Annotated in this window: 20 protein-coding genes; 13 read left to right on the top strand and 7 right to left on the bottom strand. The window is 58.8% G+C overall.

Annotated features, from left to right (window positions below; translation table 11 throughout):
- Position 1: 1 nt before the first annotated feature.
- The gene (locus PGR6_RS08215; protein ID WP_064621209.1) at positions 2-1210 is read right to left on the bottom strand and encodes an ammonium transporter; all 1209 of its coding nucleotides are present in this window, start codon (positions 1208-1210) and stop codon (positions 2-4) included.
- A 305-nt stretch (positions 1211-1515) separates the two neighbouring features.
- Between PGR6_RS08215 and PGR6_RS08210 the strand changes: the two genes are divergently transcribed.
- The 9 genes from PGR6_RS08210 to PGR6_RS08170 all read left to right on the top strand — a co-directional run bounded on the left by PGR6_RS08210 (position 1516) and on the right by PGR6_RS08170 (position 12950).
- Positions 1516-1830 (top strand): DUF883 family protein, encoded by a 315-nt coding sequence (locus PGR6_RS08210; protein WP_007940034.1) that lies wholly within the window; start codon positions 1516-1518, stop codon positions 1828-1830.
- 1 nt (position 1831) lies between these two features.
- The gene (locus tag PGR6_RS08205; RefSeq protein ID WP_018930007.1) at positions 1832-2221 is read left to right on the top strand and encodes a phage holin family protein; all 390 of its coding nucleotides are present in this window, start codon (positions 1832-1834) and stop codon (positions 2219-2221) included.
- On the top strand, positions 2218-2559 hold the full coding sequence (locus tag PGR6_RS08200) for a hypothetical protein (RefSeq protein WP_064616749.1): 342 nt from the start codon (positions 2218-2220) through the stop codon (positions 2557-2559). Before PGR6_RS08205 ends, PGR6_RS08200 begins: the two co-directional genes overlap by 4 nt.
- A 124-nt stretch (positions 2560-2683) precedes the next feature.
- Positions 2684-3847, top strand: a complete 1164-nt coding sequence (locus PGR6_RS08195) for an EAL domain-containing protein (RefSeq protein ID WP_064616747.1) — start codon at positions 2684-2686, stop codon at positions 3845-3847.
- A gap of 67 nt (positions 3848-3914) precedes the next feature.
- Complete coding sequence (locus PGR6_RS08190) at positions 3915-5246, top strand: deoxyguanosinetriphosphate triphosphohydrolase (protein ID WP_064616745.1); 1332 nt, start codon at positions 3915-3917, stop codon at positions 5244-5246.
- 171 nt (positions 5247-5417) lie between these two features.
- Complete coding sequence (locus PGR6_RS08185; protein WP_018930010.1) at positions 5418-5822, top strand: response regulator; 405 nt, start codon at positions 5418-5420, stop codon at positions 5820-5822.
- A gap of 254 nt (positions 5823-6076) precedes the next feature.
- Positions 6077-6703, top strand: a complete 627-nt coding sequence (locus PGR6_RS08180; protein ID WP_007940027.1) for a response regulator transcription factor — start codon at positions 6077-6079, stop codon at positions 6701-6703.
- A gap of 8 nt (positions 6704-6711) precedes the next feature.
- Entirely contained in the window at positions 6712-9972 is a 3261-nt protein-coding gene (locus PGR6_RS08175) for a transporter substrate-binding domain-containing protein (RefSeq protein WP_064616743.1), read from the top strand.
- 32 nt (positions 9973-10004) lie between these two features.
- Complete coding sequence (locus PGR6_RS08170; protein ID WP_064616741.1) at positions 10005-12950, top strand: HD domain-containing phosphohydrolase; 2946 nt, start codon at positions 10005-10007, stop codon at positions 12948-12950.
- Here PGR6_RS08170 and PGR6_RS08165 read toward each other — a convergent pair whose 3' ends face one another.
- Together PGR6_RS08165 and PGR6_RS08160 are read right to left on the bottom strand one after the other, a co-directional pair.
- Positions 12951-13433: a GAF domain-containing protein gene (locus PGR6_RS08165; RefSeq protein ID WP_064616739.1), complete on the bottom strand. Its 483-nt coding sequence runs from the start codon at positions 13431-13433 to the stop codon at positions 12951-12953.
- Entirely contained in the window at positions 13430-14320 is an 891-nt protein-coding gene (locus PGR6_RS08160) for an ATP-binding protein (protein WP_018930014.1), read from the bottom strand. Before PGR6_RS08160 ends, PGR6_RS08165 begins: the two co-directional genes overlap by 4 nt.
- Before the next feature lie 166 nt (positions 14321-14486).
- Between PGR6_RS08160 and PGR6_RS08155 the strand changes: the two genes are divergently transcribed.
- Complete coding sequence (locus tag PGR6_RS08155; RefSeq protein WP_018930015.1) at positions 14487-16808, top strand: hybrid sensor histidine kinase/response regulator; 2322 nt, start codon at positions 14487-14489, stop codon at positions 16806-16808.
- On the opposite strand, the gene PGR6_RS08150 is transcribed toward PGR6_RS08155, so the two are convergent.
- The 3 genes from PGR6_RS08150 to msrB all read right to left on the bottom strand — a co-directional run bounded on the left by PGR6_RS08150 (position 16792) and on the right by msrB (position 18285).
- Positions 16792-17253, bottom strand: coding sequence for a MarR family winged helix-turn-helix transcriptional regulator (locus tag PGR6_RS08150; protein WP_007940020.1), 462 nt, complete (start codon positions 17251-17253; stop codon positions 16792-16794). The two genes, PGR6_RS08155 and PGR6_RS08150, sit on opposite strands and share 17 nt — an antisense overlap.
- Entirely contained in the window at positions 17250-17735 is a 486-nt protein-coding gene (locus PGR6_RS08145; RefSeq protein WP_018930016.1) for a glutathione peroxidase, read from the bottom strand. The genes PGR6_RS08150 and PGR6_RS08145 overlap by 4 nt, the downstream gene beginning before the upstream one ends.
- 154 nt (positions 17736-17889) lie before the next feature.
- Positions 17890-18285 (bottom strand): peptide-methionine (R)-S-oxide reductase MsrB, encoded by a 396-nt coding sequence (msrB, locus tag PGR6_RS08140; protein ID WP_007940018.1) that lies wholly within the window; start codon positions 18283-18285, stop codon positions 17890-17892.
- A 226-nt stretch (positions 18286-18511) separates the two neighbouring features.
- Here msrB and PGR6_RS08135 point away from each other — a divergent pair, with 226 nt between their 5' ends.
- Entirely contained in the window at positions 18512-19723 is a 1212-nt protein-coding gene (locus PGR6_RS08135; protein WP_007940017.1) for a pyridoxal phosphate-dependent aminotransferase, read from the top strand.
- Between the two features lie 317 nt (positions 19724-20040).
- Positions 20041-20928, top strand: a complete 888-nt coding sequence (gene htpX / locus PGR6_RS08130; protein WP_008075669.1) for a protease HtpX — start codon at positions 20041-20043, stop codon at positions 20926-20928.
- A gap of 217 nt (positions 20929-21145) precedes the next feature.
- Here the strand turns inward: htpX and PGR6_RS08125 are convergent, their stop codons facing one another.
- Positions 21146-21802, bottom strand: coding sequence for a thiopurine S-methyltransferase (locus PGR6_RS08125; RefSeq protein WP_064616737.1), 657 nt, complete (start codon positions 21800-21802; stop codon positions 21146-21148).
- Between the two features lie 103 nt (positions 21803-21905).
- On the opposite strand from PGR6_RS08125, the gene PGR6_RS08120 reads away from it, so the two are divergent.
- On the top strand, positions 21906-22673 hold the full coding sequence (locus PGR6_RS08120) for a DODA-type extradiol aromatic ring-opening family dioxygenase (RefSeq protein ID WP_064616734.1): 768 nt from the start codon (positions 21906-21908) through the stop codon (positions 22671-22673).
- The last annotated feature ends 33 nt before the right edge of the window (positions 22674-22706 follow it).

The following is a 22706-nucleotide window of genomic DNA, read 5'->3' as shown; positions in this document are numbered from 1 at the left end:
TTCAGTCCTGGCTCATGGCGCCGATCTTGTGCACCGACAAATCCGCGCCGTAATACTCTTCTTCCTGGCTCAGGCGCAAGCCATGGACGGCCTTGATCGCGCCATACACGGCAAAACCACCGGCCAGCGCCACGACTACCCCCAAAGAGGTGCCGATCAACTGGCTGATCAGGCTCACGCCCCCCAATCCACCCAAAGCGGTTTGCCCGAAAACGCCGCAAGCGATCCCGCCCCAGACACCACACAGCCCATGCAAAGGCCAGACACCCAGCACATCGTCGATACGCCATTTGCCTTGAGCCGCGGTAAAGCACCAGACAAACAGGCCCCCGGCGATGGCGCCGGTCACCAATGCGCCCACCGGGTGCATCAGATCCGAGCCGGCGCAGATCGCCACCAATCCAGCCAACGGGCCGTTATGCAGGAAGCCCGGGTCATTGCGCCCGACGATCAACGCCGCCACCGTGCCGCCGACCATGGCCATCAACGAATTCACCGCCACCAGCCCGCTGACCCCTTGCAGGGTCTGGGCGCTCATCACGTTGAAACCGAACCAGCCGACGATCAGGATCCACGACCCCAACGCCAGGAAGGGAATGCTCGACGGCGCGAATGCCACCAGTCGCCCGTCGCGATAACGACCTTGCCTAGGCCCCAGCAGCAACACCGCCGCGAGTGCCAGCCAGCCGCCCATGGCGTGAACCACCACGGAGCCGGCGAAGTCATGGAAACTGGCGCCGAAACGTGCCAGCAACCAGGCTTGCAGGCCGAAGTTGCCGTTCCAGACCACGCCCTCGAAGAAGGGGTAGATAAACGCCACGATCAGCGCCGTCGCGCACAACTGCGGGACGAACCGGGCGCGCTCGGCGATGCCTCCGGAAATGATCGCCGGTATCGCCGCGGCAAAGGTCAGCAGAAAGAAAAACTTCACCAACCCATAGCCATGGTCGGCGGTGATCACCGCCGCCGGTTGCATAAAACTGACCCCATAGGAAATCCAATAGCCTATAAAGAAGTAGGCCAGGGTCGAAATGGCGAAGTCACTGAGGATCTTCGACAAGGCGTTGACCTGATTCTTTTGGCGAACCGTGCCGACCTCAAGAAAGGCGAAACCGGCGTGCATGGCCAGAACCATGACCGCACCGATAAGGATGAACAACGTGTTGGAGCTATGGACCAGACTGTCCACAGCACTTTGCAGATTTTCCATGGATTGGCAGACCTGAAGGCTGAAAAAAGCACCAAAGCAGTTCGCGCAGATGGTCGGCGCACCAAGTTGCAGCCAATCCAGACCGCAACGCTGATCCGGATGAACCGCTTTGGCGCACAAGACCGCCGCCTCTGCGCGAGTTTTGATTGTTTGAGTTAGGGTTTTCCTGAAATCATGCCCGGCAACAGCGCAATAGCGCCGGCTGACGCACCACGACGTAGCAAAAGATGTACCAGTCATTTGTACTGAACCTTCGCGCAAGGCTCATACTCGAACGCTTCAGAAGCCACTTACGGAGATCACCAATGGCACGCATCAAGGCAAAGACTGCTCAAGAAATTCTGATGGAAGATTTTCAGACACTGGTCAGCGATACCGAACGGTTGCTGGAACACACCGCCTCCCTGGCCGGTGATCAGGCCGATGAGCTGCGCGAACAGATCCGCGACAGCCTGCTGCGTGCCCGGGAAACCCTGAAGCTGACCGAAGACGCCCTGCAAGAGCGCGGCAAAGCGGCTGTCGCCGCCACGGAAGATTACGTCCAGGCCAACCCATGGCAATCGGTCGGGATTGCAGCCGGCGTGGGTTTCCTGATTGGTCTGCTGGCCACTCGGCGCTGATATGGCGATCGACGAATCCGGCTCGTCCGCGACGGGCACCCGCTCTTCATCGCGGCGCCTGGGTGCCGCGTTTCTTGGATTGCTGCATAGCCATGTCGAACTGTTCGGCATCGAACTGCAGGAGCAAAAAGCACGTACCGTAAGCCTGTTGCTGTTTGCAGGCCTGACGCTGGTCTTTGCCTTGTTGTTGCTGGTGGGGTTGTCGACGCTGGTGTTGATCCTGTTCTGGGACACCTATCGCCTGGCGGCGATCATCGGGCTCTGTGTGTTCTACACCCTCGCTACGTTGTTCTGCGCGATGCGCTTGAGGGCGGCGATTTTCGATGAATCCTCACCCTTCCATGGTACCCTCGAGGAGCTGGCCAATGATCGGGAGCGTCTGTTGCCATGAGCATGCCTGAACTTCCCCGCAATAGTTCGCGAACGGAAATGCGCAAGGCACTGATCCGTCTGCGCATGGAAATGCATCGCCAGGAAATTCGCCACGAATCCCAACAACTGCTGCAGCCCCTGCAACGGGTGCGCGGCATGACACAAAGCCTGCAAGACGGCTTCGGCATCAAACACGCCCCGCTCTGGGGCATCGCCGCCGTGATCGGGTTGGGTTTTCTGACCGGCAAGGGTGCCAAGGGCGGCAGTATCGGCAGCCTGACCAAGCTGGTTAGCCTGGGCGCCGCACTAGGGCCGCTGATCAAGCTGGTCATGCAGAGCGCTTCGCGCAAACACTAATCAGTCTTGTCTGGCTGCATTCTTGCAATACCACCAGGATCAACCTCTTTATCGAGAGGTTGATCCTGCGTGCCTACCTGGGACCAGGTATTTATCCAGAACAACACCTTAATAAGGAGGCCTCGTGATCGACGGGCAACCGCTCGCCTGTTTTCAGCCATTCATCGATACCGCCACAGGCCGTATCGCGGGTGTCGAAGCGCTGGGCCGACTGCGCCAGGCCGATGGTCAACTGATCTCGGTAGGTACGCTGTTCGCCGATCCGCGAACCCCGGCTATCGCCCTGCGACGTCTCGATCGCCAGATTCGCGACAACGCCCTGAGCCGTCTGCATGAAGCGCCCACGGACTGGTTTCTCAGCCTGAACATCTCACCCCGCTGGATCAGCCGCTTGCGCCGGGACCAGGCACTGCCGAGCCTCAAGCAACTGAGCAGGCATGGTGTCGACGCACAGCGAATCGTCTTCGAGATCACCGAATTGGGCGGCGACAGCCAGCGTCTGGCTGAAGTCGTGGCCCGCTACCGGCAAGCCGGGGCGCGGATCGCCATCGATGATTTCGGTGCCGGTTACTCTCAACTCGATCGCGTGCTGGCCCTGCAACCGGACATTCTCAAACTCGACATGCGACTGTTCCAGGCCGCCGCGTTGGGCGGTCCCAGCAGCGATGTGGTCAAGGCACTAGCGCAAATGGCGGAAAAAACCGGTTGCTGGATCATCGCCGAAGGCGTGGAAACCGAAGCTCAACTGAATTTTGCCCTGGAGTGCGGCTCACGCTACGTACAAGGCTTTCTGTTCGCCCGAGCGCAAGCGGATTTCTTCGCCACCGACGCCTTTGTCGAGCGCTTCGCGCAACTGCGCCAGCGTTACGTTCAGCAAAAGCTGACTGAACGCGCTCGCCTGATGATCATGCGCCAGCAACTCAGCGAACTGATGACCATCCTGCAAGCCTGGGCTCAAGCCTGCGCCCCCCTCAGCGCCTTGCCGCAACTGCAGGCGTTTCCCTGGCTGCTGCGTTTTTATCAGTGCGACCGCCACGGCACGCAACTGACCCCCAACCTGGAATGGCGCAACAACGGCTGGGAAGCCGATAGCCGCTACCTGGGCCATAACTGGTCATGGCGCCCCTATTTCTATCACTTGCTGGCCGAGGGTTGGGATGAGCGCCGTCTGACGCTTTCCAACACTTACCGCGACGCCACCAGCAATCAGTACTGCCTCACTGCGGGGCAGTTTTTCGATAACGGCGAACGGCTACTGCTCATCGATATCGACGCTGCGGGGTTGTAGTTCTCCTTGCAGGTACCGGCGCGAAACGGGAAGCTAGGGGTTCAGTCACCTGACGGAGAAACCAGCCTTGGATTGGCACACCCTGCTTACCCGCGAACGCCTCGGAAAACCTGTGCACAGCCCGGAAGAACTCGGCCGCAGTCCTTTCCATAAAGACCACGACCGGATCATTTTCTCAGGCGCGTTTCGCCGTCTCGGGCGCAAGACCCAGGTCCATCCGGTCTCCAGCAACGATCACATTCATACGCGCCTGACTCACTCGCTGGAAGTCAGCTGCGTCGGCCGTTCGCTGGGGATGCGCGTCGGTGAAACCATCCGCAGCGCGCTGCCCGACTGGTGTGAACCGAGCGACCTGGGGATGGTGGTGCAATCGGCTTGCCTGTCCCATGACATCGGCAACCCACCCTTCGGCCACTCCGGCGAAGACGCGATCCGCCACTGGTTCCAGCAGGCCGCCGGCCGTGGCTGGCTGGATGCCATGAGCGAAGCCGAACGCAACGACTTCCTCAACTTCGAAGGCAATGCCCAAGGTTTCCGGGTGCTCACCCAGCTTGAATACCATCAGTTCGAAGGAGGCACCCGGCTGACCTATGCCACCCTGGGCACCTACCTGAAATACCCGTGGACGGCCCGGCACGCCGACTCACTGGGCTACAAGAAGCACAAGTTCGGCTGCTACCAGAGTGAACTGCCGCTGCTGGAACAGATCGCTCATAAACTCGGCCTGCCCCAACTGGAAGAACAGCGCTGGGCGCGCCATCCGCTGGTGTATCTGATGGAGGCCGCCGACGACATCTGCTACGCGCTGATCGATCTGGAAGATGGCCTGGAAATGGAGCTGCTGGAGTACGCCGAAGTCGAGTCCCTGCTGCTGGACCTGGTGGGCGACGATCTCCCGGAAACCTATCGTCAGCTCGGTCCACAGGATTCGCGGCGGCGCAAACTGGCGATTCTGCGGGGCAAAGCCATCGAACACCTGACCAACGCAGCAGCCCGAGCCTTTGTCGAGCAACAGGACGCGTTGCTGTCCGGCACGCTACCGGGGGACCTTGTCGAACACATGCATGGCCCGGCCAAACGCTGTGTCTTGAATGCCAAGGACATGGCACGCAAAAAAATCTTCCAGGATAAGCGCAAGACGCTCCACGAAATCGGTGCCTACACCACCCTGGAAATCCTGCTCAATGCTTTTTGCGGCGCAGCACTGGAGCAGCACAACGGTCGTACGCCCTCCTTCAAGAACCGGCGCATACTCGACCTGTTGGGCAACAATGCACCCGACCCGAATGGCCCGTTGCACACCTCTTTCTTGCGCATGATTGATTTCATCGCCGGTATGACCGACAGCTATGCCGGTGAAATGGCGCTGGAAATGACCGGTCGTTCAAGCCACGGATAACAGCGCATCGATCAGCCGCGTCAGCGACGTCTGAACGGCTGATCGAATGTCTCGACATTCATCTGTATTTCAACATCGACAGAATCGCCCTACACCTTGTGCAGAGCTGACTGATCGATTGTTCGACCATCTCGCGAAACAATTGCACACCCACTGCTCGACAGATGACGCATGAAAACTCCTACGTTCAAACACGATTGGCACATATTGCTGGTGGAAGATCATCCGTTTCAGCTGAGAGCGGCTCAATACCTGCTCGAGAGTTACGGCTTCACCCAACTGACCACCACTGACAGTGCCGAAGGCGCCTTGCAACAAATGCTCAAAGCTGCGCAACCGTTCGATATTCTTCTGTGCGACCAATGCCTGCCCGACCTTCCCGGTCTTGATTTGATCGAGTTCGCCAGTCACCGGGGAATGATCAGACAGGCAATACTGCTGAGCAGCCTGACATCCGCCGAGCTGGAAAAACTTAAAACAGTAGCCTACGAACACGGACTTCCCTTGCTGGGTTACTTGATCAAGCCATTGAAACAATCAGATTTTAGAAACTTGTTGACCTTGGCCTCACAATAAAAAACACCAACTCTCACACACTAGAACCACATCCAAAACACAGATTAATACTTATAGCCAAACGCCTTCTAGCCTCTGACTAAACTATCAAATTCTTAACCCTTCCTCATTCAAAACCTAGTTGACACGTAGTCCATTTCTTTTTCAGTTGTAGGACTTTTCCTATATTGCTGCTATCGGCTTGTCAGTTCATGCGCCCCCTCAACTACTGAGCTAAGGTGCGCGCTTTATTTGTGCACGTATGGGATTTGATTATGAACTCCGTTTTTATTGTCGACGATCACCCTGTCATCCGCCTTGCCGTTCGAATGCTGCTGGAACATGAAGGTTACAAAGTCGTCGGTGAAACTGACAATGGCGTCGATGCCATGCAAATGGTGCGCGAATGCATGCCCGACCTGATCATCCTCGACATCAGTATTCCCAAACTGGATGGGCTGGAAGTGCTCTCACGTTTCAACGCAATGAGCACGCCATTAAAAACACTGGTGTTGACTGCACAATGCCCAAAACTTTTTGGTATTCGCTGCATGCAGTCAGGTGCATCAGGGTATGTATGCAAACAGGAAGAGCTCAGTGAACTGGTAAGCGCGATCAAAGCAGTATTATCAGGTTACAACTACTTCCCCAGCGAGGCCTTGAACCCAGTTCGTTGTGACGACGCACAGTGGGCAGACCTGGACTTGTTCAAATCCGTAAATGATCGAGAGTTGATGGTATTACAACTTTTTGCCCAAGGTCGCACCAACAAGGAAATTGCCAAGGGCATGTTCCTCAGCAACAAGACTGTCAGCACCTATAAAAAACGACTTATGCAGAAACTCAAAGCCAAATCTCTGGTTGAACTCATCGATATGGCAAAACGTAACGCGCTAGTGTGAGGAACAGGATGCCCAGTCGTTTGAAGGATTATCTAAGACTCATGGTCACGGCTTTATGCATGAGTACCCCGGTGCTCGCGGCGCAGACAGCCAGTGAAAACTACACCCTGCTCAGTCGCTCAACGACCGGGCACATGGAAGTCCGACTGGATACCTCACAACGACAATGGGTCAAAGACAAACGTGAATTGATCCTGGGCACATCAGGCCCGGATTATCCGCCTTTCGACCTGACCCTCAGCGGCCACGACTACGAAGGTTTCACCGCCGACTACGCCGGCATCCTCGGCAAGGTTACGGGGTTGCCCGTCAAGGTTCAGCGCTTCGCGTCCCGAGGGGCTGCGATCGAGGCACTGGAAAAGGGTCAGGTCGACATGCTCGGCACCGCCAACGGGTTCGAGGCCGACAATGCCGACATTGCGCTGTCCATCCCTTACGCCGTGGATCAACCCGTGCTGGTCACACGGGAAGGAGAAACCCGATCACTGACAGATGGACTCGCCGGCCTGCGGCTTAGCATGGTCTATCACTATCTGCCCCTGGACGAAGTCAGGGCGCTGTATCCGAAGGCAATCATCACCTCCTACCCGTCCTACCAGAATGCAATCAACGCGGTTGCCTTCGACCAGGCCGACGTTTTTCTCGGTGACACCATTTCAACTCATTACATGATCAACAAGGGGTATCTGAACAACATCCGCATGGCCAACTTCGGTAAACACGAAGCCCATGGTTTCAGCTTTGCCGTACAGAAGGACAACCCGGACCTGCTCGGGATCATCAACGCGGCACTCAAGGCCATCCCCACCAGCGAACGGGAAAACATCGCCAAACGCTGGAGTGCCGGCAGCGACATTCTTCTCACCGATCAAAAACTGCAACTCACCCACCATGAAGAACGCTGGCTGGCGCAACATCCGGTTGTGCGGGTGGTAGTTAATGAAGCATTTGCGCCGCTGACGTTTTTTGACAGCGACGGCAACTTTCGGGGTGTCACGGCTGACCTGCTCGAACTGATCAGATTGCGCACCGGTTTGCGCTTCGAGATCCAGCGCAGCCGAAGCGATGACGAGATGGTCGAGCAGATCGCCAACCAGCAGGCCGACCTGATCGCCGCCCTGCTCCCCAGCGCACAGCGTGAAACGATGTTGAACTTCAGCCGCCCGTATCTGGAAAACTCCTTTGTCCTGCTGACACGCAAAGCGGCCGACAGCCCGACCAACCTCAACCAACTGCAGGACAAACGCCTGGCCATTGCCCAGGGCAATCCACTGGTGGATTACCTGCGCAGCGAGTTTCCGCGGATCAATCTGGTCGAAACTCCAGACACATTCAGTGCCGTGGAGTTGCTCGCCGAGGGCAAGGCAGAAGGTGCGGTGAACTCATTGGTGATCGCCAATTACTTCATCTCATCGCGGATCTTCGAGCGGGCACTTCAGATCACCACCACCATCGGCACCCAGCAGGCGGCATTTTCCCTGGCGACCGGGCGCGACGCCAAAGAACTGAATGCCATCCTCGACAAGGCGCTGTTGAGCATCGCACCGGAAGAGCTGGGCATCATCAATAACCGCTGGCGTGGCTATTCGGCGGCCTCGCAAAGTACCTGGCGCAACTATCACAGAGTGTTCTATCAGATCGTTACCGGTGCTGGCGTACTGCTGCTGATCTCCGTTGCCTGGAACGCCTATATGAGACGCCAGATAAAACAGCGGCAGGCGGCGAAAGAACGTGCCGATGAAGCCAACCGGGCTAAAAGCACCTTTCTGGCAACCATGAGCCATGAGATCCGCACGCCGATGAACGCGATCATCGGCATGCTGGAGCTAACACTCAAACGCATTGATCCTGGCCATCCGGATCGACCGGCCATCGACGTCGCGTATCACTCGGCAAAAGACCTGTTGGAACTGATCGGGGACATTCTCGACATTGCGCGCATCGAATCCGGACGTCTGAGCCTGAGCCCGGAACGCGTCAATCTGGCTGAAGCCGTGGCCTCGGTGGTGAGGATCTTCGACGGGCTGGCCCGGCAAAAGAATCTCGGACTGCACCTGGCATTCAACCCTGCTAAACCTGCGACCGATGTCCTGCTGGACCCGATGCGTTTCAAGCAGGTGCTGTCCAACCTGGTCAGCAATGCAATCAAGTTTACGCAACAGGGTCAGGTCAGGATCAGCCTCGAGTTGCAACCGACCGACGAGCCCGACCGCATGCAGCTGCAGTTGCTGGTTGAGGACAGTGGCGCCGGGATCAGCGAGCAGGATCAGCAGCGACTGTTCGAGCCTTTCGTCCAGGCCAATAACTCCAGCCAGTTACCCAGGGGCGGTGCGGGGCTGGGACTGGTGATCAGCCGCAATCTGTGCGAAATGATGGGCGGCAACCTGCAATTGAGCAGCCAGCCCGGGGTCGGCACTCAGGTTCGGGTTTCGCTGAATCTGGCAACCCTGCCGCCTGTACAGATGCCGGAAATTGCCGAGCCACAGATTCACCAGAGCGCTGCCCCCCTGAACGTTCTGGTGGTCGATGATCACCCGGCCAATCGCTTGCTCATGTGCCAGCAACTGGAGTTTCTGGGGCATCGGTTCAAGGTTGCAGCAGATGGCGAGGCGGGATTGGAGGCGTGGAAAGATCAGCCATTCGACCTGGTGATTGCCGATTGCAATATGCCGATCATGAATGGATATGAGATGGCTCGTGCCATTCGCCAACATGAACAGCGCGTGCAGCGTCCTGCCTGTACCGTTCTGGGTTTCACCGCTAATGCGCAACCGGAGGAAAGACAACGCTGCAAACAAGCCGGGATGGACGATTGCCTGTTCAAACCTCTCAGCCTGACAGCCTTGAGCCAATGGATCGAAGGCATTGCACCGACGGTCCGCGACCCGGCGTTCAGTCTGGAGGGGCTGCACCTGTTAACCGGTGGCAACCCGGCGCTGAACCGGCGATTGTTGACCGAGCTGCTGAATAGCAACCACCTGGATCGGCAAACGCTGCTGACGTTGTCCCGGTCAAACGACCGGCAGTCACTCCTCGACATTGCCCACAAAATCAAGGGAGCGGCGCGAATCGTCCAGGCCTCCCGACTGATCGACAGTTGCGAGGCGCTCGAAAAGGCCTGCCATAACAGGCCCCACCACGATCAAGTGGCCGATTGCAGCAAGTCCATGGAGCGCGCCATGCTCGAACTGGATCACGCGTTGCGACAACAGCTCGCACGCCACGACAAACAGCAGAATGACGGAGCGTTAACTATGCTGGAAGGCTGAGCAGTGTGTTCATCGTCATGGAGAAATCTGCAATGCCCAGCCCACTGCGCCCGGACCAGCGCCGATTTCCCCTGCACATCCATATCAGCGTGATGTTCACGTTCCTGCTGTTGCTGACCGGGGTGGTGCTGGGCATTTTCAACTATCGGCAAACCACCCGGATCATTCTTTCCAGCAGTGAAAAGCTCTTCAATCGCATCGAGCAGGATGTCCGTCTGGACCTGCATCGCACCTATGAGCCGATTCGTCATCTGCTGAGCCTGCTGGCGGACAATCCGGCAACCCAGGCCGCCGACCTTGAGCAACGCCTGGCGTTGCTCAAGCCCTTCAGTCAATCACTCACGGACAACCCCGATCTGGCCTCGCTGTACCTGGGCTACAGCAATGGCGACTTTTTCATGGTTCGCCCCCTGCGCAGCGTCGCGCTGAAAACGCAGCTCAAGGCACCGGACACCGCGGCGTATCAGGTATGGAGCATCGAGCATCCAGGCGGCGGTCAGGTCCGCTCCCAATCCTTGTTTTTCGATCAGAACCTGGCCCTCGTCAGCCGTCTGGACAACCCCGACGAAATCTACGATCCACGCACCCGCGCCTGGTTCTCCAGCGCCCGCAGCGACCGTGATCAGATCACCACCGAGCCCTACCTGTTTTTCTCCACCCACAATGTCGGCACAACCCTGGCGCGGCGCAGTGGTGAGCAAGCGGTGATGGGGGCCGACCTTACGCTGGCGGAACTGTCAGCTACCCTGGCCAAACATGTGGTGACGCCCGGCACCGAAATTGTGCTGCTCGATGCCGAGGGTAATGCCGTCGCCTACCCCGACAGCAGCAAACTGATCGTCGACGACCAGACAGCCCGGCTGATCAAAGCCGCCGACCTGAGCCCCAGCCTCGCGGCCCTGCTCACCAGTCCGCCTGAGATCAATCGCCTGAACGCCGCGGGTCGTCAATGGATCGCGGCGCGCAGCAGCATGCAGGAGGGTGGCCCACAGGGGCTGCAACTGGCGCTGCTGGTGCCGGAAGACGAATTGCTCGTCGATGCCTACCGCATGCGCTGGCAAGGCGCGCTGATTACCCTGGCAACGCTACTGTTGTGCCTGCCCATGGGTTGGCTGACCTCCAGAGTCCTGGTCACCCCCCTGCGCGCCCTGGTGCGGGAAGCCGATGCGATTCGTAGTTTCGATTTCAATTTTCCGGCCAGCCGTCGCTCGCCGGTGCTGGAAGTCGACCAACTGAGCGTGTCGATGGCGCGCATGAAAGACACCCTGGCGAGTTTTTTCCGGATCACCGAAAGCCTGAGCGCCGAAACCCGTTTCGCCCCCTTGCTGCAACGGGTGTTGTTTGAAACCGTGCAGATCGGCCAGGCCCAGGCCGGTCTGATCTACCTGCGTGAAGGTGATGAAAATCGCGTGGAACCTCATGCGCTGGTCATCAACGGCAGTTCACAGGCCTTGCCGCCATTCGACATTCAAGGACACGTACCCCAGGATTTTCAGAGCCCTCAGTGGATGCAAACACTGTCGACCGCCGACAATGTCGTCACCTCCCTGGGTTTCGAACAGGCGGGGGATCTGCAGAAAGTCTTGCTCGCGCTGGAGTGCCCGCGGGTTCATCTGGTCGGTATTCGGCTACACAATCGTCATAACGAAACCGTGGGGCTGCTGGTCTTGCTGCTGGCCGACAGCGGCACGCAAGACGACCTGGAAAAACTGCGCCCGGATCGCATCGCGTTTCTCCAGGCGGTGTCTGGCGCGGCCGCTGTGAGTATCGAAAGTCAGCGCCTGCAAGCCAGGCAAAAACAGCTGCTGGACTCATTCATTCAGCTGCTGGCCGGCGCAATCGATGCCAAGAGTCCCTACACCGGCGGGCACTGCCAGCGAGTACCGGTACTGACGCTGATGCTGGCACAGGCGGCCGCTGCCAGTCAGGACCCGGCCTTCCGTAGCTATCAGCCCGGCGAAGATGAATGGGAGGCGCTGCACATCGCCGCCTGGCTGCATGATTGCGGCAAGGTCACCACCCCTGAATACGTGGTCGACAAAGCCACGAAACTTGAGACCCTGTACGACCGCATCCACGAAATCCGCACCCGTTTCGAAGTCCTCAAGCGTGATGCCTGGATCAATTATTGGCAGGCCATCGCCCTGGGGGGTGACGAGTCGCCTCTGGCGCAATTGCGCAATGCGAGCCTGGCGGCGCTGGATGATGATTTCGCGTTTGTGGCGCGCTGCAACCTGGGCAGCGAGGCCATGGCCGAGGCCGATCTGCAGCGGTTGAACACCATCGCCCAACGTACCTGGACCCGAACCCTGGATGATCGGCTTGGCGTTTCGTGGGAAGAGAACCGGCGCCAGGCCCGGACCCCGGTGCCGACCCTGCCGGTCAGCGAGCCACTGCTAGCGGATAAACCCGAGCATCTGCTCGAGCGCGCCGACAGCGAACTGATCCCGGACGACAATCCCTGGGGATTCAAGCTCGACGTGCCGCGATACAAGTACAACCGGGGCGAACTGTACAACCTGAGCATCGTCCGAGGCACCCTGACCCGCGAGGAGCGTTACATCATCAATCACCACATGGTGCAGACGATCCTGATGCTCAGTCACCTGCCCTTCCCCGGTCACCTCAATAACGTCGCGGAAATCGCCGGCGGCCACCACGAAAAAATGGACGGCACCGGTTATCCCAAACGCTTGAAGCGCGAAGACATGAGCCTGCCGGCGCGGATGATGGCGATTGCCGATATTTTCGAAGCGCTGACCGCCGCCGATCGCCCCTACAAGAAAACCAAGTCCTTGAGCGAAGCGCTGGGCATCATGGCCACCATGTGCCGTGACGCCCACATCGACGCTGAATTGTTCGGGCTGTTCATCAACGACGAAATCTACTTGCAGTACGCCAGCCAATTCCTTGAGCCACAGCAGATAGACACCGTTGACCCGACAAGCCTGCTGATCAAGGCCGGCTTGAAGGGCTGATCAGCAGTCGGTCAGACGCAGGAAAATCGCCGCCAGCTGCTCGATTCCGGCCTGATCGCCAGCGGTAAAACGCGCCAGCTTCGGGCTGTCGAGGTCCAGCACACCGATCAGTCGACCGTCCTTGACCAATGGCACGACGAGTTCACTGTTCGATGCGCTGTCACAAGCGATGTGGCCGGGGAATTCATGTACGTCTTCGACCCGCTGGGTCTGCAAGGTGGCAGCGGCAGCCCCGCACACGCCGCGACCGAATGGAATCCGTACACAGGCGATCTGCCCCTGAAACGGGCCAAGCACCAGTTCTTCGTTGCGATTAAGGTAGAAACCGGCCCAGTTCAGGTCATCGAGCTGGTTGAACAGAAACGCGGAAAATTGCGCGGCGTTGGCGATAAAATCACGCTCGTCCGCCAGCAACGATTCCAGCTGTGCCCATAGCATGCCGTAGCCCTCAAGGCCCTGGCCGCTCTTTTGTAAATCGATCATGCCTTTTGCTCCAACAGCTTCAGCCCGACCCAATAGCGGGCAAATTGATACGCGCAACGTCCGTTGCGATTACCCCGGCCCGTGGCCCAGCGCACCGCGAGGATGTCCAACTCTTCGTCACGCTGCCACTTGAGACCGGCCTTGTCGGCCAATTGGCCGATCCAGTGCTCGACGACGTTGAGGAAATGTTCCTGAGTAAACGGATAGAACGACAGCCACAGGCCAAAACGGTCCGACAGTGCGATCTTGTCTTCCACCGCCTCATTGGGATGGAGCTCGCCATCGACCCTTTTCCAGTTTTCGTTATCGCTTTCCTTTTCCGGCACCAGATGGCGACGGTTGGAGGTGGCGTACAGCAGAACGTTATCTGGCGCCTGCTCGAGAGAGCCATCGAGTACGCTCTTGAGCACGCGATAATCGCCCTCGCCCGACTCGAACGACAGGTCATCGCAGAACAGCACAAACCGTTGAGGCAGCTTGGCAATCTGCTCGACCACCCGCGGCAAGTCCGCCAGGTGATCGCGCTCGATCTCGATCAGCCGCAGGCCGTTCTTGGCGTGTTCGGCCAGCAAGGCGCGCACCAGCGACGATTTACCGGTGCCCCGCGAGCCCCAGAGCAAGGCGTGATTGGCAGGCATGCCGTCGAGGAACTGTTGAGTATTGCGGCCCAATTGCTCAAGTTGCCGGTCAACGCCGATCAGGTCGGACAGGCGCATGTCGAGGCTGACTTGCAGCGGCAACAGAAAACCGTTGCGACCCTCGCGTTGCCAGCGTGCGGCCAGGCAATGTGTCCAGTCGACCGTTTGCCGAGGCGCCGGCAGCAGCGGTTCGATACGGGCCAGAACGGCATCGGCGCGTTCAAGAAAAGCATTCAATCGGGAATCCACGTCTTCTCCTCGGGCACGTTCACAGTGATGATGGCGGTACAGCGACGAAACACAGCATCCGATGCCCGGCCAACACCCCGTACAGGTGTTTTGCGAGAACATCGGTATCCATTGATGATCGACTATGCTTGAGCAGCGAAGGGAAACGGAAGTGGTTCAACACCCCATGGATATCAAGTTCAGCCAGCGGCTGTCGTACAAGCAAGCCAAGCTTACGGTGCTGGTCGGTTTCATTCTGGGCACGCTGCTCAGCCTTGTGCAAATAGGCATCGATTATGCCAGCGAAGACGCCTCCATCAACCGCGAAATCCTGTCGTTGCTGGAAATCAGCCATAACCCCGCGTCTCGCATCGCCTACAACATCGATGCCGAACTCGCCCAGGAACTGATCCTGGGCCTGCTGCGCTCCCCGGCGATCATCGGCGCGAAATTGACCGACAACAACAATACCGTGCTGGCCAGCGCCAAACGTCCGGGCCTGGAAAACAATTACCGGGTGCTCAGCGACTTCCTGTTCGGCGCCAACCGACAGTTTGAAGACCGTCTTTACCTCGACCACTTGCCGGACGAATCCCTCGGGACCTTGCACCTGGATGTCGATACCTACACTTTCGGCAGTCGTTTCCTGCGCCGGGCCGAAGTGACCCTGCTCAATGGCTTCGCGCGCAGCCTGATCCTTACGGGCATTCTGCTGGCGCTGTTTTACGTGATGCTGACCAAACCGCTGGTACGGGTCATCCGAGAACTCAGTGGTCGTGATCCGCGCAGCGCGGAGCCGACCTGGCTGGAGTATCCGGCGGGGCATGAAAACGATGAAATCGGCGTCTTGGTCAAGGTCGCCAATCAACAGTTCGATAACATTGCCACCGAGATCCAGCAGCGGCGCAATGCCGAAAACCGCCTGACCGACTACCTCTCGCAACTGGAAAATATCGTCTCGGCCCGTACGGCGGAACTCAAGGCCATCAACTCGCGGCTCAGCCAGTCCAACGAGGAACTGGAAGTCGCCCGCCGTACCGCCCTGGACATGGCCGAGGCACGCTCGGTATTCCTGGCCAACATGAGCCATGAAATCCGCACGCCTCTCAACGGTCTGCTGGGGATGATCGCGCTCTCGCTGGACGGCCCGCTCAATGCCGAGCAGCAGCAACAACTGTCCATCGCCCATGACTCGGGCAAAGTGCTGGTGGAACTGCTCAACGATATTCTCGACCTGTCGAAATTCGATGCCGGCCAGCTGGAACTCGAACACATTCCATTCGACCTCGGCTCGCTGATCGAAGACACCGCCAACCTGCTGTCCCAGAACGCCGCGCCGAGCGTCGAGCTAACGTGCCTGATCGACCCGCAATTTCCCGCGCTGGTGCTCGGTGATCCGACCCGGGTCCGGCAGATCGTCAGCAACCTGCTGTCCAACGCCCTCAAGTTCACCCGCTTCGGGCGGGTCGATGTGCGTCTTTCAACGTTCGAAGACGGCGTGCGAATCGAGGTCTGCGACACTGGCATCGGCATTGCCCAGGACGCACAGGTCAAAATCTTCCAGCCCTTTACCCAGGCCGGTGCCGGCATTACCCGGCAATTCGGCGGTACCGGGCTGGGCCTGGCGCTGACTTACAACCTCTGCGAAGCCATGCAGGGGCGGCTGACGATCAGCTCGGAAGCAGGCTTCGGCAGTCAGTTCTGCGCCGACCTGCCGCTGCCCTGCCACACCCGCGCCATCCCGCCAGCAGCTCTGCAAGGCAACATCGTCGCGATCACGGCCGCCAGCAGCGGACTGGCGGAACTGCTACAGAATCTATTGCCCGAATGGGGGCTCGGCTATCAACAACGTTCCATCGATGACCGATTGATCGGCCTGAAACCGGATGTGTTGATCACCGACTGTCCCGAATGCCTGTTTGGCCTGCGCCCAACTTTAACCGCGCCGATTCTGCTGGTGACCGCATACGGCAGTTTCCTGCCCAGCGAGCAAGCCAGCGCCCTGGCACCTTTGCAGCAACAGGCGCGACCGTTGGCGCGCAATGCGCTTTACCAGACATTGCGACGGATCCTGCAGCCGGAACTCAACACGATCAACGGTGCCCGGGTCGAAGTCCTCTCGCCCCAGCGACGCGGGCGCATCCTGCTGGTGGAGGACAACCCGGTCAATCAGTTGGTGGCCAAGGGCATGCTCGGCAAACTTGGCTGCGAGGTGAGCGTCGCGGCCCATGGCGCTGAAGCCCTGGATCAGCTCGAACACAGCGAATTCGACCTGGTGCTGATGGACTGCAACATGCCGGTGATGGACGGTTATGAAGCCAGCCGGCAGATCCGTCGCAGCGGGCGCTGGCCACAACTGCCCATCGTCGCCCTGACCGCCAACGCCATGTCCGAAGAACGCGAACGTTGCCGTGCGGCGGGCATGAGCGACTACCTGGCCAAACCCTTCCGCCGGGAAGAACTGGCGGCCCTGCTCGACTTGTGGATACCCACTACGACAGCGATTTGATTTGCCCCAACAGGTGATCAAGACCATCGCGCAGCTCATTCAGGCGATCCAGATCGACACCGCTATCGCACAACAGGCGGGCCTTGAGCGGCCCGACCTGATCGCGCAAGGCCTTGCCGGTGGACGACAGGCTCAAGTGCACCTCGCGCTCATCGCGCGCCGAACGCTGGCGCTGCACCAGTTGCAGTTGCTCAAGACGCTTGAGCAGCGGCGTCAGGGTCCCGGAATCCAGCGCCAGGCGCTCGCCCAGCGCCTTGACCGTCGGCTGCTCCGGCGCCGCCTCCTGCCATTCCCACAGCACCAGCATCGCCAGGTATTGCGGGTAGGTCAGGCCCAGTTGATCGAGCATCGGCTTGTAGGCACGGATCACCGCCCGAGAAGCGGCGTACAGCTTGAAGCAGAGCTGACTGTCGAGTTTCAGCGAATCAACTGACAACGTGTTCATTTGAGCAGGGCTTCGATCTCGCGGCGCAGCGCTTGCGGCTTGGTTGCCGGAGCAAAGCGCTTGACCAGTTGACCGTCCTTGCCGATCAGGAACTTGGTGAAGTTCCATTTGATGCCCTGGGAACCCAATACACCTGGCGCGCGTTTTTTCAGCTGAACGAACAGCGGATGAGCGCCGGCACCGTTGACTTCGATCTTCTTGAACAGCGGGAAACTCACCCCGTAATTCAGCTCGCAGAACTCGGAAATCGCCCCTTCGTTGCCCGGCTCCTGCTGGCCGAACTGATTGCAGGGAAACCCGAGCACCACCAAACCTTGATCCTTGTAGCTCTGCCAGAGCTCTTCGAGGCCTTTGTACTGCGGGGTGAAACCACATTTGCTGGCGGTGTTGACCACCAGCACCGCTTTACCGGCGAAATCGGCCAGGGTCTTTTGCTCCCCCTTGATGGTGGTGCAAGGGATGCTCAGCAGGTTGTCGCTCATGGCACGAACTCCGAGTGAAGGAAGATCAAACATAGCGAGCAATTGAATTGTGTGCAATTTAATAAATCAATAGATGCCCGGCACGCGAACATCATTGCAGGAGCTGCCGGAGGCTGCTCCTGCGTATACAAATCAAGCGCACGACATCAGCAGATTATTCGCGGGGAACGAGGTCCAGGCACACCGAGTTGATGCAATAACGCAAACCGGTTGGCGGCGGACCGTCCGGGAACACATGCCCAAGGTGCGCATCGCATTTGGCGCAGACCACTTCGGTACGGATCATGCCGTGGCTGATATCACGGATCTCGACCATCGCGCTGTCGCCGATCGGCGCATAGAAGCTCGGCCAGCCGCAGCCGGAATCGAACTTGGTTTTGGAGTCGAACAGCGGTGCGTTGCAGCAGATGCAGTGGTAAACGCCGTCGGTTTTGGTGCCGTTGTATTTACCGGAGAACGGTCGCTCGGTGCCCTTGAGGCGGCAAACGTTGTACTGCTCCGGATCAAGCATGGCCCGCCATTCTTCCAGGGTTTTTTCCAACTTTTCCATTGATACACCTCAGCAGCTGAAAAAGCCCGATCTGTACCTTTTCCACGGATCGGGCGGCACGTATGATTGCGCCTCGTCAAACGCCAGTCTGGCAGCCAGACCACGCGCATTCAAACGGATTTATGAGTGCCGCCACTCAAGGCGTCAGGCCTGTGTGAATACGCAGGATTCCCAGCACGGTCGTTCACACGCCGCCTGGATCGTTCATTTTCGGGAACACATCGCCATGCAGGTCAGCAAATCGAACAAGCTCGCCAACGTCTGCTACGACATTCGCGGCCCAGTGCTCAAGCACGCCAAACGCCTGGAAGAGGAAGGTCATCGCATCCTCAAGCTGAACATCGGCAACCCGGCGCCCTTTGGTTTCGAAGCGCCGGACGAAATTCTTCAGGACGTGATCCGCAACCTGCCGACCGCCCAGGGCTACAGCGACTCCAAAGGCCTGTTCAGCGCCCGTAAAGCCGTGATGCAGTACTACCAGCAAAAGCAGGTGGAAGGCGTCGGCATTGAAGACATTTACCTGGGCAACGGCGTTTCCGAGCTGATCGTGATGTCGATGCAGGCCCTGCTCAACAACGGCGACGAAGTGCTGGTACCGGCCCCCGACTATCCGCTGTGGACCGCCGCAGTGAGCCTGGCGGGTGGCAACCCGGTGCATTACCTGTGCGACGAGCAGGCCAACTGGTGGCCGGACCTGGCCGACATCAAGGCCAAGATCACCCCGAACACCAAGGCCCTGGTGATCATCAACCCGAACAACCCGACCGGCGCGGTGTATTCGAAAGAAGTCCTGCTGGGCATGCTGGAACTGGCCCGTCAGCACAATCTGGTGGTGTTCTCCGACGAGATCTACGACAAGATCCTGTACGACGACGCCGTGCACATCTGCACCGCCTCGCTGGCACCGGACCTGCTGTGCCTGACCTTCAACGGCCTGTCCAAGTCCTATCGCGTGGCCGGCTTCCGCTCCGGCTGGATCGCCATTTCCGGCCCGAAACACCACGCCCAGAGCTACATCGAAGGCATCGACATGCTGGCTAATATGCGCCTGTGTGCCAACGTGCCGAGCCAGCACGCAATCCAGACCGCACTCGGTGGTTATCAGAGCATCAACGATCTGGTATTGCCCCAAGGGCGTCTGCTGGAACAGCGTAATCGTACCTGGGAACTGCTCAACGACATTCCGGGCGTGAGCTGCGTCAAGCCGATGGGTGCGCTGTATGCGTTCCCGCGGATCGATCCGAAAGTCTGCCCGATCCACAACGACGAGAAATTCGTGCTCGACCTGCTGCTCTCGGAAAAGCTGCTGGTGGTACAAGGCACGGCCTTCAACTGGCCATGGCCAGACCATTTCCGCGTGGTCACCCTGCCACGGGTCGACGACCTGGATCAGGCGATTGGCCGGATCGGCAACTTCCTCAAGTCCTATCGCCAGTAAATGGCCTGTCACCGTGCGACGCTGATAAAAGTCGCACGGTGATTAATTCAGCAACACTTCTGTGCGCCCTGCCCTGCCTCGTTGTTTCAAGCGCTGACTGACGACACGCTTCATGCCCACGCCCAATAACGGCGGGGGCCTGTGAAGCTAATCGGCTGACAACCGTTTCCCATGTCGACGTCGGAAATGCCCTTCAAGCAGCTAGACTGTTGCCGTAGGACACAGTTTGAAATAGTCACCCGGTTGAATAGCCCGGTGCAGCACCTTATATACCCCGCAGTACGCTACATCTTTAGCACGAGGAGATTTCTACAACCATGATGCGCATTTTGCTGTTTTTGGCCACTAACCTGGCGGTCGTGCTGATTGCCAGCATCACCCTGAGCCTTTTCGGCTTCAACGGGTTCATGGCGGCCAACGGGGTTGATCTCAACCTCAATCAGCTGCTGATTTTCTGTGCGGTCTTTGGTTTCGCCGGTTCCCTGTTCTCGCTGTTCATCTCCAAGTGGATGGCGAAAATGAGCACCAGCACCCAGATCATCAGCCAGCCGCGCACCCGGCATGAGCAATGGCTGCTGCAAACCGTCGAGCAACTGTCCCGCGAAGCCGGGATCAAGATGCCCGAAGTCGGGATTTTCCCGGCCTATGAAGCCAACGCCTTCGCCACCGGCTGGAACAAGAACGACGCACTGGTCGCGGTCAGCCAGGGCTTGCTCGAGCGTTTCTCGCCGGATGAAGTGAAAGCCGTTCTGGCCCACGAAATCGGTCACGTGGCCAATGGCGACATGGTCACCCTGGCGCTGATCCAGGGCGTGGTGAACACCTTCGTGATGTTCTTCGCCCGGATCATCGGCAATTTTGTCGACAAGGTGATCTTCAAGAACGAAGAAGGCCAGGGTATCGCCTACTACGTGGCGACCATCTTCGCTGAACTGGTCCTGGGCATCCTGGCCAGCGCCATCGTCATGTGGTTCTCGCGCAAGCGCGAATTCCGCGCCGACGACGCCGGCGCACGCCTGGCGGGTACCAGCGCAATGATCGGTGCCCTGCAGCGCCTGCGTGCCGAACAAGGGCTGCCGGTGCACATGCCGGATACCCTGAATGCCTTCGGCATCAACGGTGGTCTCAAGCAAGGGTTCGCCCGCATGTTCATGAGCCACCCGCCGCTGGAAGAACGCATCGACGCACTGCGTCGCCGGGGCTGACAGGTTCCGCAGCACTAAAAGAAAAGGCCCGCAGTGAATGCGGGCCTTTTTTTGTCTGTTTGATTAATGCGGTGCTCTTCAGGCCCTCTTCGCGGGCAAGCCTCGCTCCTACAGGTCTTGTGTCGTTCACATAATCGGCGAATTACACAAAGCCTGTAGGAGCGAGCGGTGCGGCGATCCAACTTGCCCGCGAAGAGGCCAGCAAGCTCAACACACCTTAATGGCTGGAAACCCGATACACACGCTCCTCAAGCCGCGTGACACCGGCCTCGAGAAACTTCCAGCTCTCACCCAGGACGTCCTGGTCTTCCAGGATCTTCAGCTCCCACGAAGCCCCCAGCAGCCGTTGCACTTCGTCATCAAGCACAGCAAATGGCGGTCCGGCCATTTGCTTCTGGTCGTAATCCAGCGTAATCAAAATCCCTAAAGAATCCTTCGGCAGAATCCGGATCAGATGAGCCGCGTATTGTTCACGCATCGCTGGCGGCAAGGCGATCAGCGCCGCGCGGTCGTACAGTGCGCTGCAATCGGCAACATCGCCTGCCGTCAACTCGAAGAAATCGCCGCACCACAACTCGATCGACCCGGCCCGATAGACGTTGAAAGGTCCCTGCTCGCTGATTGCCGGGTCCAGTTGATGCTCATTGAAAAAGTCCTCGATGGCCTTTTCCGACAACTCGATACCCAGCACCTCATGACCGCAGTGCGCCAGCCACAACAGGTCCAGGCTCTTGCCACACAACGGCACCAGTACGCGAGAACCTTCATCAAGGCCCAGTTGCGGCCAGAACCGTTGCAGATAGGGATTTACTTCCGGCAGATGAAAGCCGATCTGATTCGACGCCCACCGTTTGTGCCAAAACTCCGGCTGCATAATTAACCCCGAAAAATTCGATCAAAAGACTCTAAAACTTATATTAGATTTAGATCAATGATCTGACTGAAGATGCTGCCATCTTACTCTCCGGAGCTCAATTATGTTCCCCAGCCTGTATATCTCTCATGGCTCCCCCATGCTGGCCCTGGAACCTGGCGCCAGTGGGCCGGCCCTTGCGAATCTGGCCGCGACAATGCCCAAGCCCAAAGCCATCGTGATCGTTTCCGCGCACTGGGAAAGCAGCGAATTGCTGGTCGGCGGCAACCCCCAACCCGAAACCTGGCACGACTTCGGCGGTTTTCCGCGGGCCTTGTTCGAGGTGCAGTACCCGGCACCCGGCAGCCCGCAACTGGCGACTGAGGTTGTCGAGCTGCTGAAGACCGATGGCCTGCCTGCGCGCATCGACGCCAAGCGCCCCTTCGACCACGGCGTTTGGGTACCCTTGTCGTTGATGTACCCGCAGGCCGATGTCCCGGTGGTGCAGGTCTCGCTGCCCACCCGTGGCGGCCCGGCGCTACAAACCCGCGTCGGACATGCCCTGGCCAGCCTGCGTGAGCGCGGCGTGCTGTTGATCGGCTCTGGCAGCATCACCCACAACCTGCGCGAACTGGACTGGCACGCCGGCCCGGAAAGCGTCGAACCCTGGGCCAAGGCGTTCCGCGACTGGATGATCGAAAAACTCGAAGCGAACGATGAAGCCGCGCTACACGACTATCGCCAGCAAGCGCCGAACGCGGTGCGCAACCACCCGAGTGACGAACATCTGTTACCGCTGTACTTCGCCCGCGCGGCCGGGGGCGAGTTCAGCATTGTGCACCAAGGGTTCACCATGGGGGCGCTGGGGATGGATATCTATCGTTTCGGCTAATAAGTCGACCGCCGCCCCCGCTCAAACGCCGGA

Origin of the sequence: Pseudomonas sp. GR 6-02, from assembly GCF_001655615.1 — a bacterium.
Lineage (GTDB): Bacteria > Pseudomonadota > Gammaproteobacteria > Pseudomonadales > Pseudomonadaceae > Aquipseudomonas.
Note: the sequence above shows the minus strand (reverse complement) of the source record. Positions and strands in the feature narration are given on the sequence as shown.

What these genes read in the sequence shown, in the direction of transcription:
- PGR6_RS08215 (WP_064621209.1), bottom strand. Translation starts at nt 1,210, where the DNA reads ATGGAAAATCTGCAAAGTGCTGTGGACAGTCTGGTCCATAGCTCCAAC.
- PGR6_RS08210 (WP_007940034.1), top strand. Translation starts at nt 1,516, where the DNA reads ATGGCACGCATCAAGGCAAAGACTGCTCAAGAAATTCTGATGGAAGAT.
- PGR6_RS08205 (WP_018930007.1), top strand. Translation starts at nt 1,832, where the DNA reads ATGGCGATCGACGAATCCGGCTCGTCCGCGACGGGCACCCGCTCTTCA.
- PGR6_RS08200 (WP_064616749.1), top strand. Translation starts at nt 2,218, where the DNA reads ATGAGCATGCCTGAACTTCCCCGCAATAGTTCGCGAACGGAAATGCGC.
- PGR6_RS08185 (WP_018930010.1), top strand. Translation starts at nt 5,418, where the DNA reads ATGAAAACTCCTACGTTCAAACACGATTGGCACATATTGCTGGTGGAA.
- PGR6_RS08180 (WP_007940027.1), top strand. Translation starts at nt 6,077, where the DNA reads ATGAACTCCGTTTTTATTGTCGACGATCACCCTGTCATCCGCCTTGCC.
- PGR6_RS08175 (WP_064616743.1), top strand. Translation starts at nt 6,712, where the DNA reads ATGCCCAGTCGTTTGAAGGATTATCTAAGACTCATGGTCACGGCTTTA.
- PGR6_RS08170 (WP_064616741.1), top strand. Translation starts at nt 10,005, where the DNA reads ATGCCCAGCCCACTGCGCCCGGACCAGCGCCGATTTCCCCTGCACATC.
- PGR6_RS08165 (WP_064616739.1), bottom strand. Translation starts at nt 13,433, where the DNA reads ATGATCGATTTACAAAAGAGCGGCCAGGGCCTTGAGGGCTACGGCATG.
- PGR6_RS08155 (WP_018930015.1), top strand. Translation starts at nt 14,487, where the DNA reads ATGGATATCAAGTTCAGCCAGCGGCTGTCGTACAAGCAAGCCAAGCTT.
- PGR6_RS08150 (WP_007940020.1), bottom strand. Translation starts at nt 17,253, where the DNA reads ATGAACACGTTGTCAGTTGATTCGCTGAAACTCGACAGTCAGCTCTGC.
- PGR6_RS08145 (WP_018930016.1), bottom strand. Translation starts at nt 17,735, where the DNA reads ATGAGCGACAACCTGCTGAGCATCCCTTGCACCACCATCAAGGGGGAG.
- msrB (WP_007940018.1), bottom strand. Translation starts at nt 18,285, where the DNA reads ATGGAAAAGTTGGAAAAAACCCTGGAAGAATGGCGGGCCATGCTTGAT.
- PGR6_RS08135 (WP_007940017.1), top strand. Translation starts at nt 18,512, where the DNA reads ATGCAGGTCAGCAAATCGAACAAGCTCGCCAACGTCTGCTACGACATT.
- htpX (WP_008075669.1), top strand. Translation starts at nt 20,041, where the DNA reads ATGATGCGCATTTTGCTGTTTTTGGCCACTAACCTGGCGGTCGTGCTG.
- PGR6_RS08125 (WP_064616737.1), bottom strand. Translation starts at nt 21,802, where the DNA reads ATGCAGCCGGAGTTTTGGCACAAACGGTGGGCGTCGAATCAGATCGGC.
- PGR6_RS08120 (WP_064616734.1), top strand. Translation starts at nt 21,906, where the DNA reads ATGTTCCCCAGCCTGTATATCTCTCATGGCTCCCCCATGCTGGCCCTG.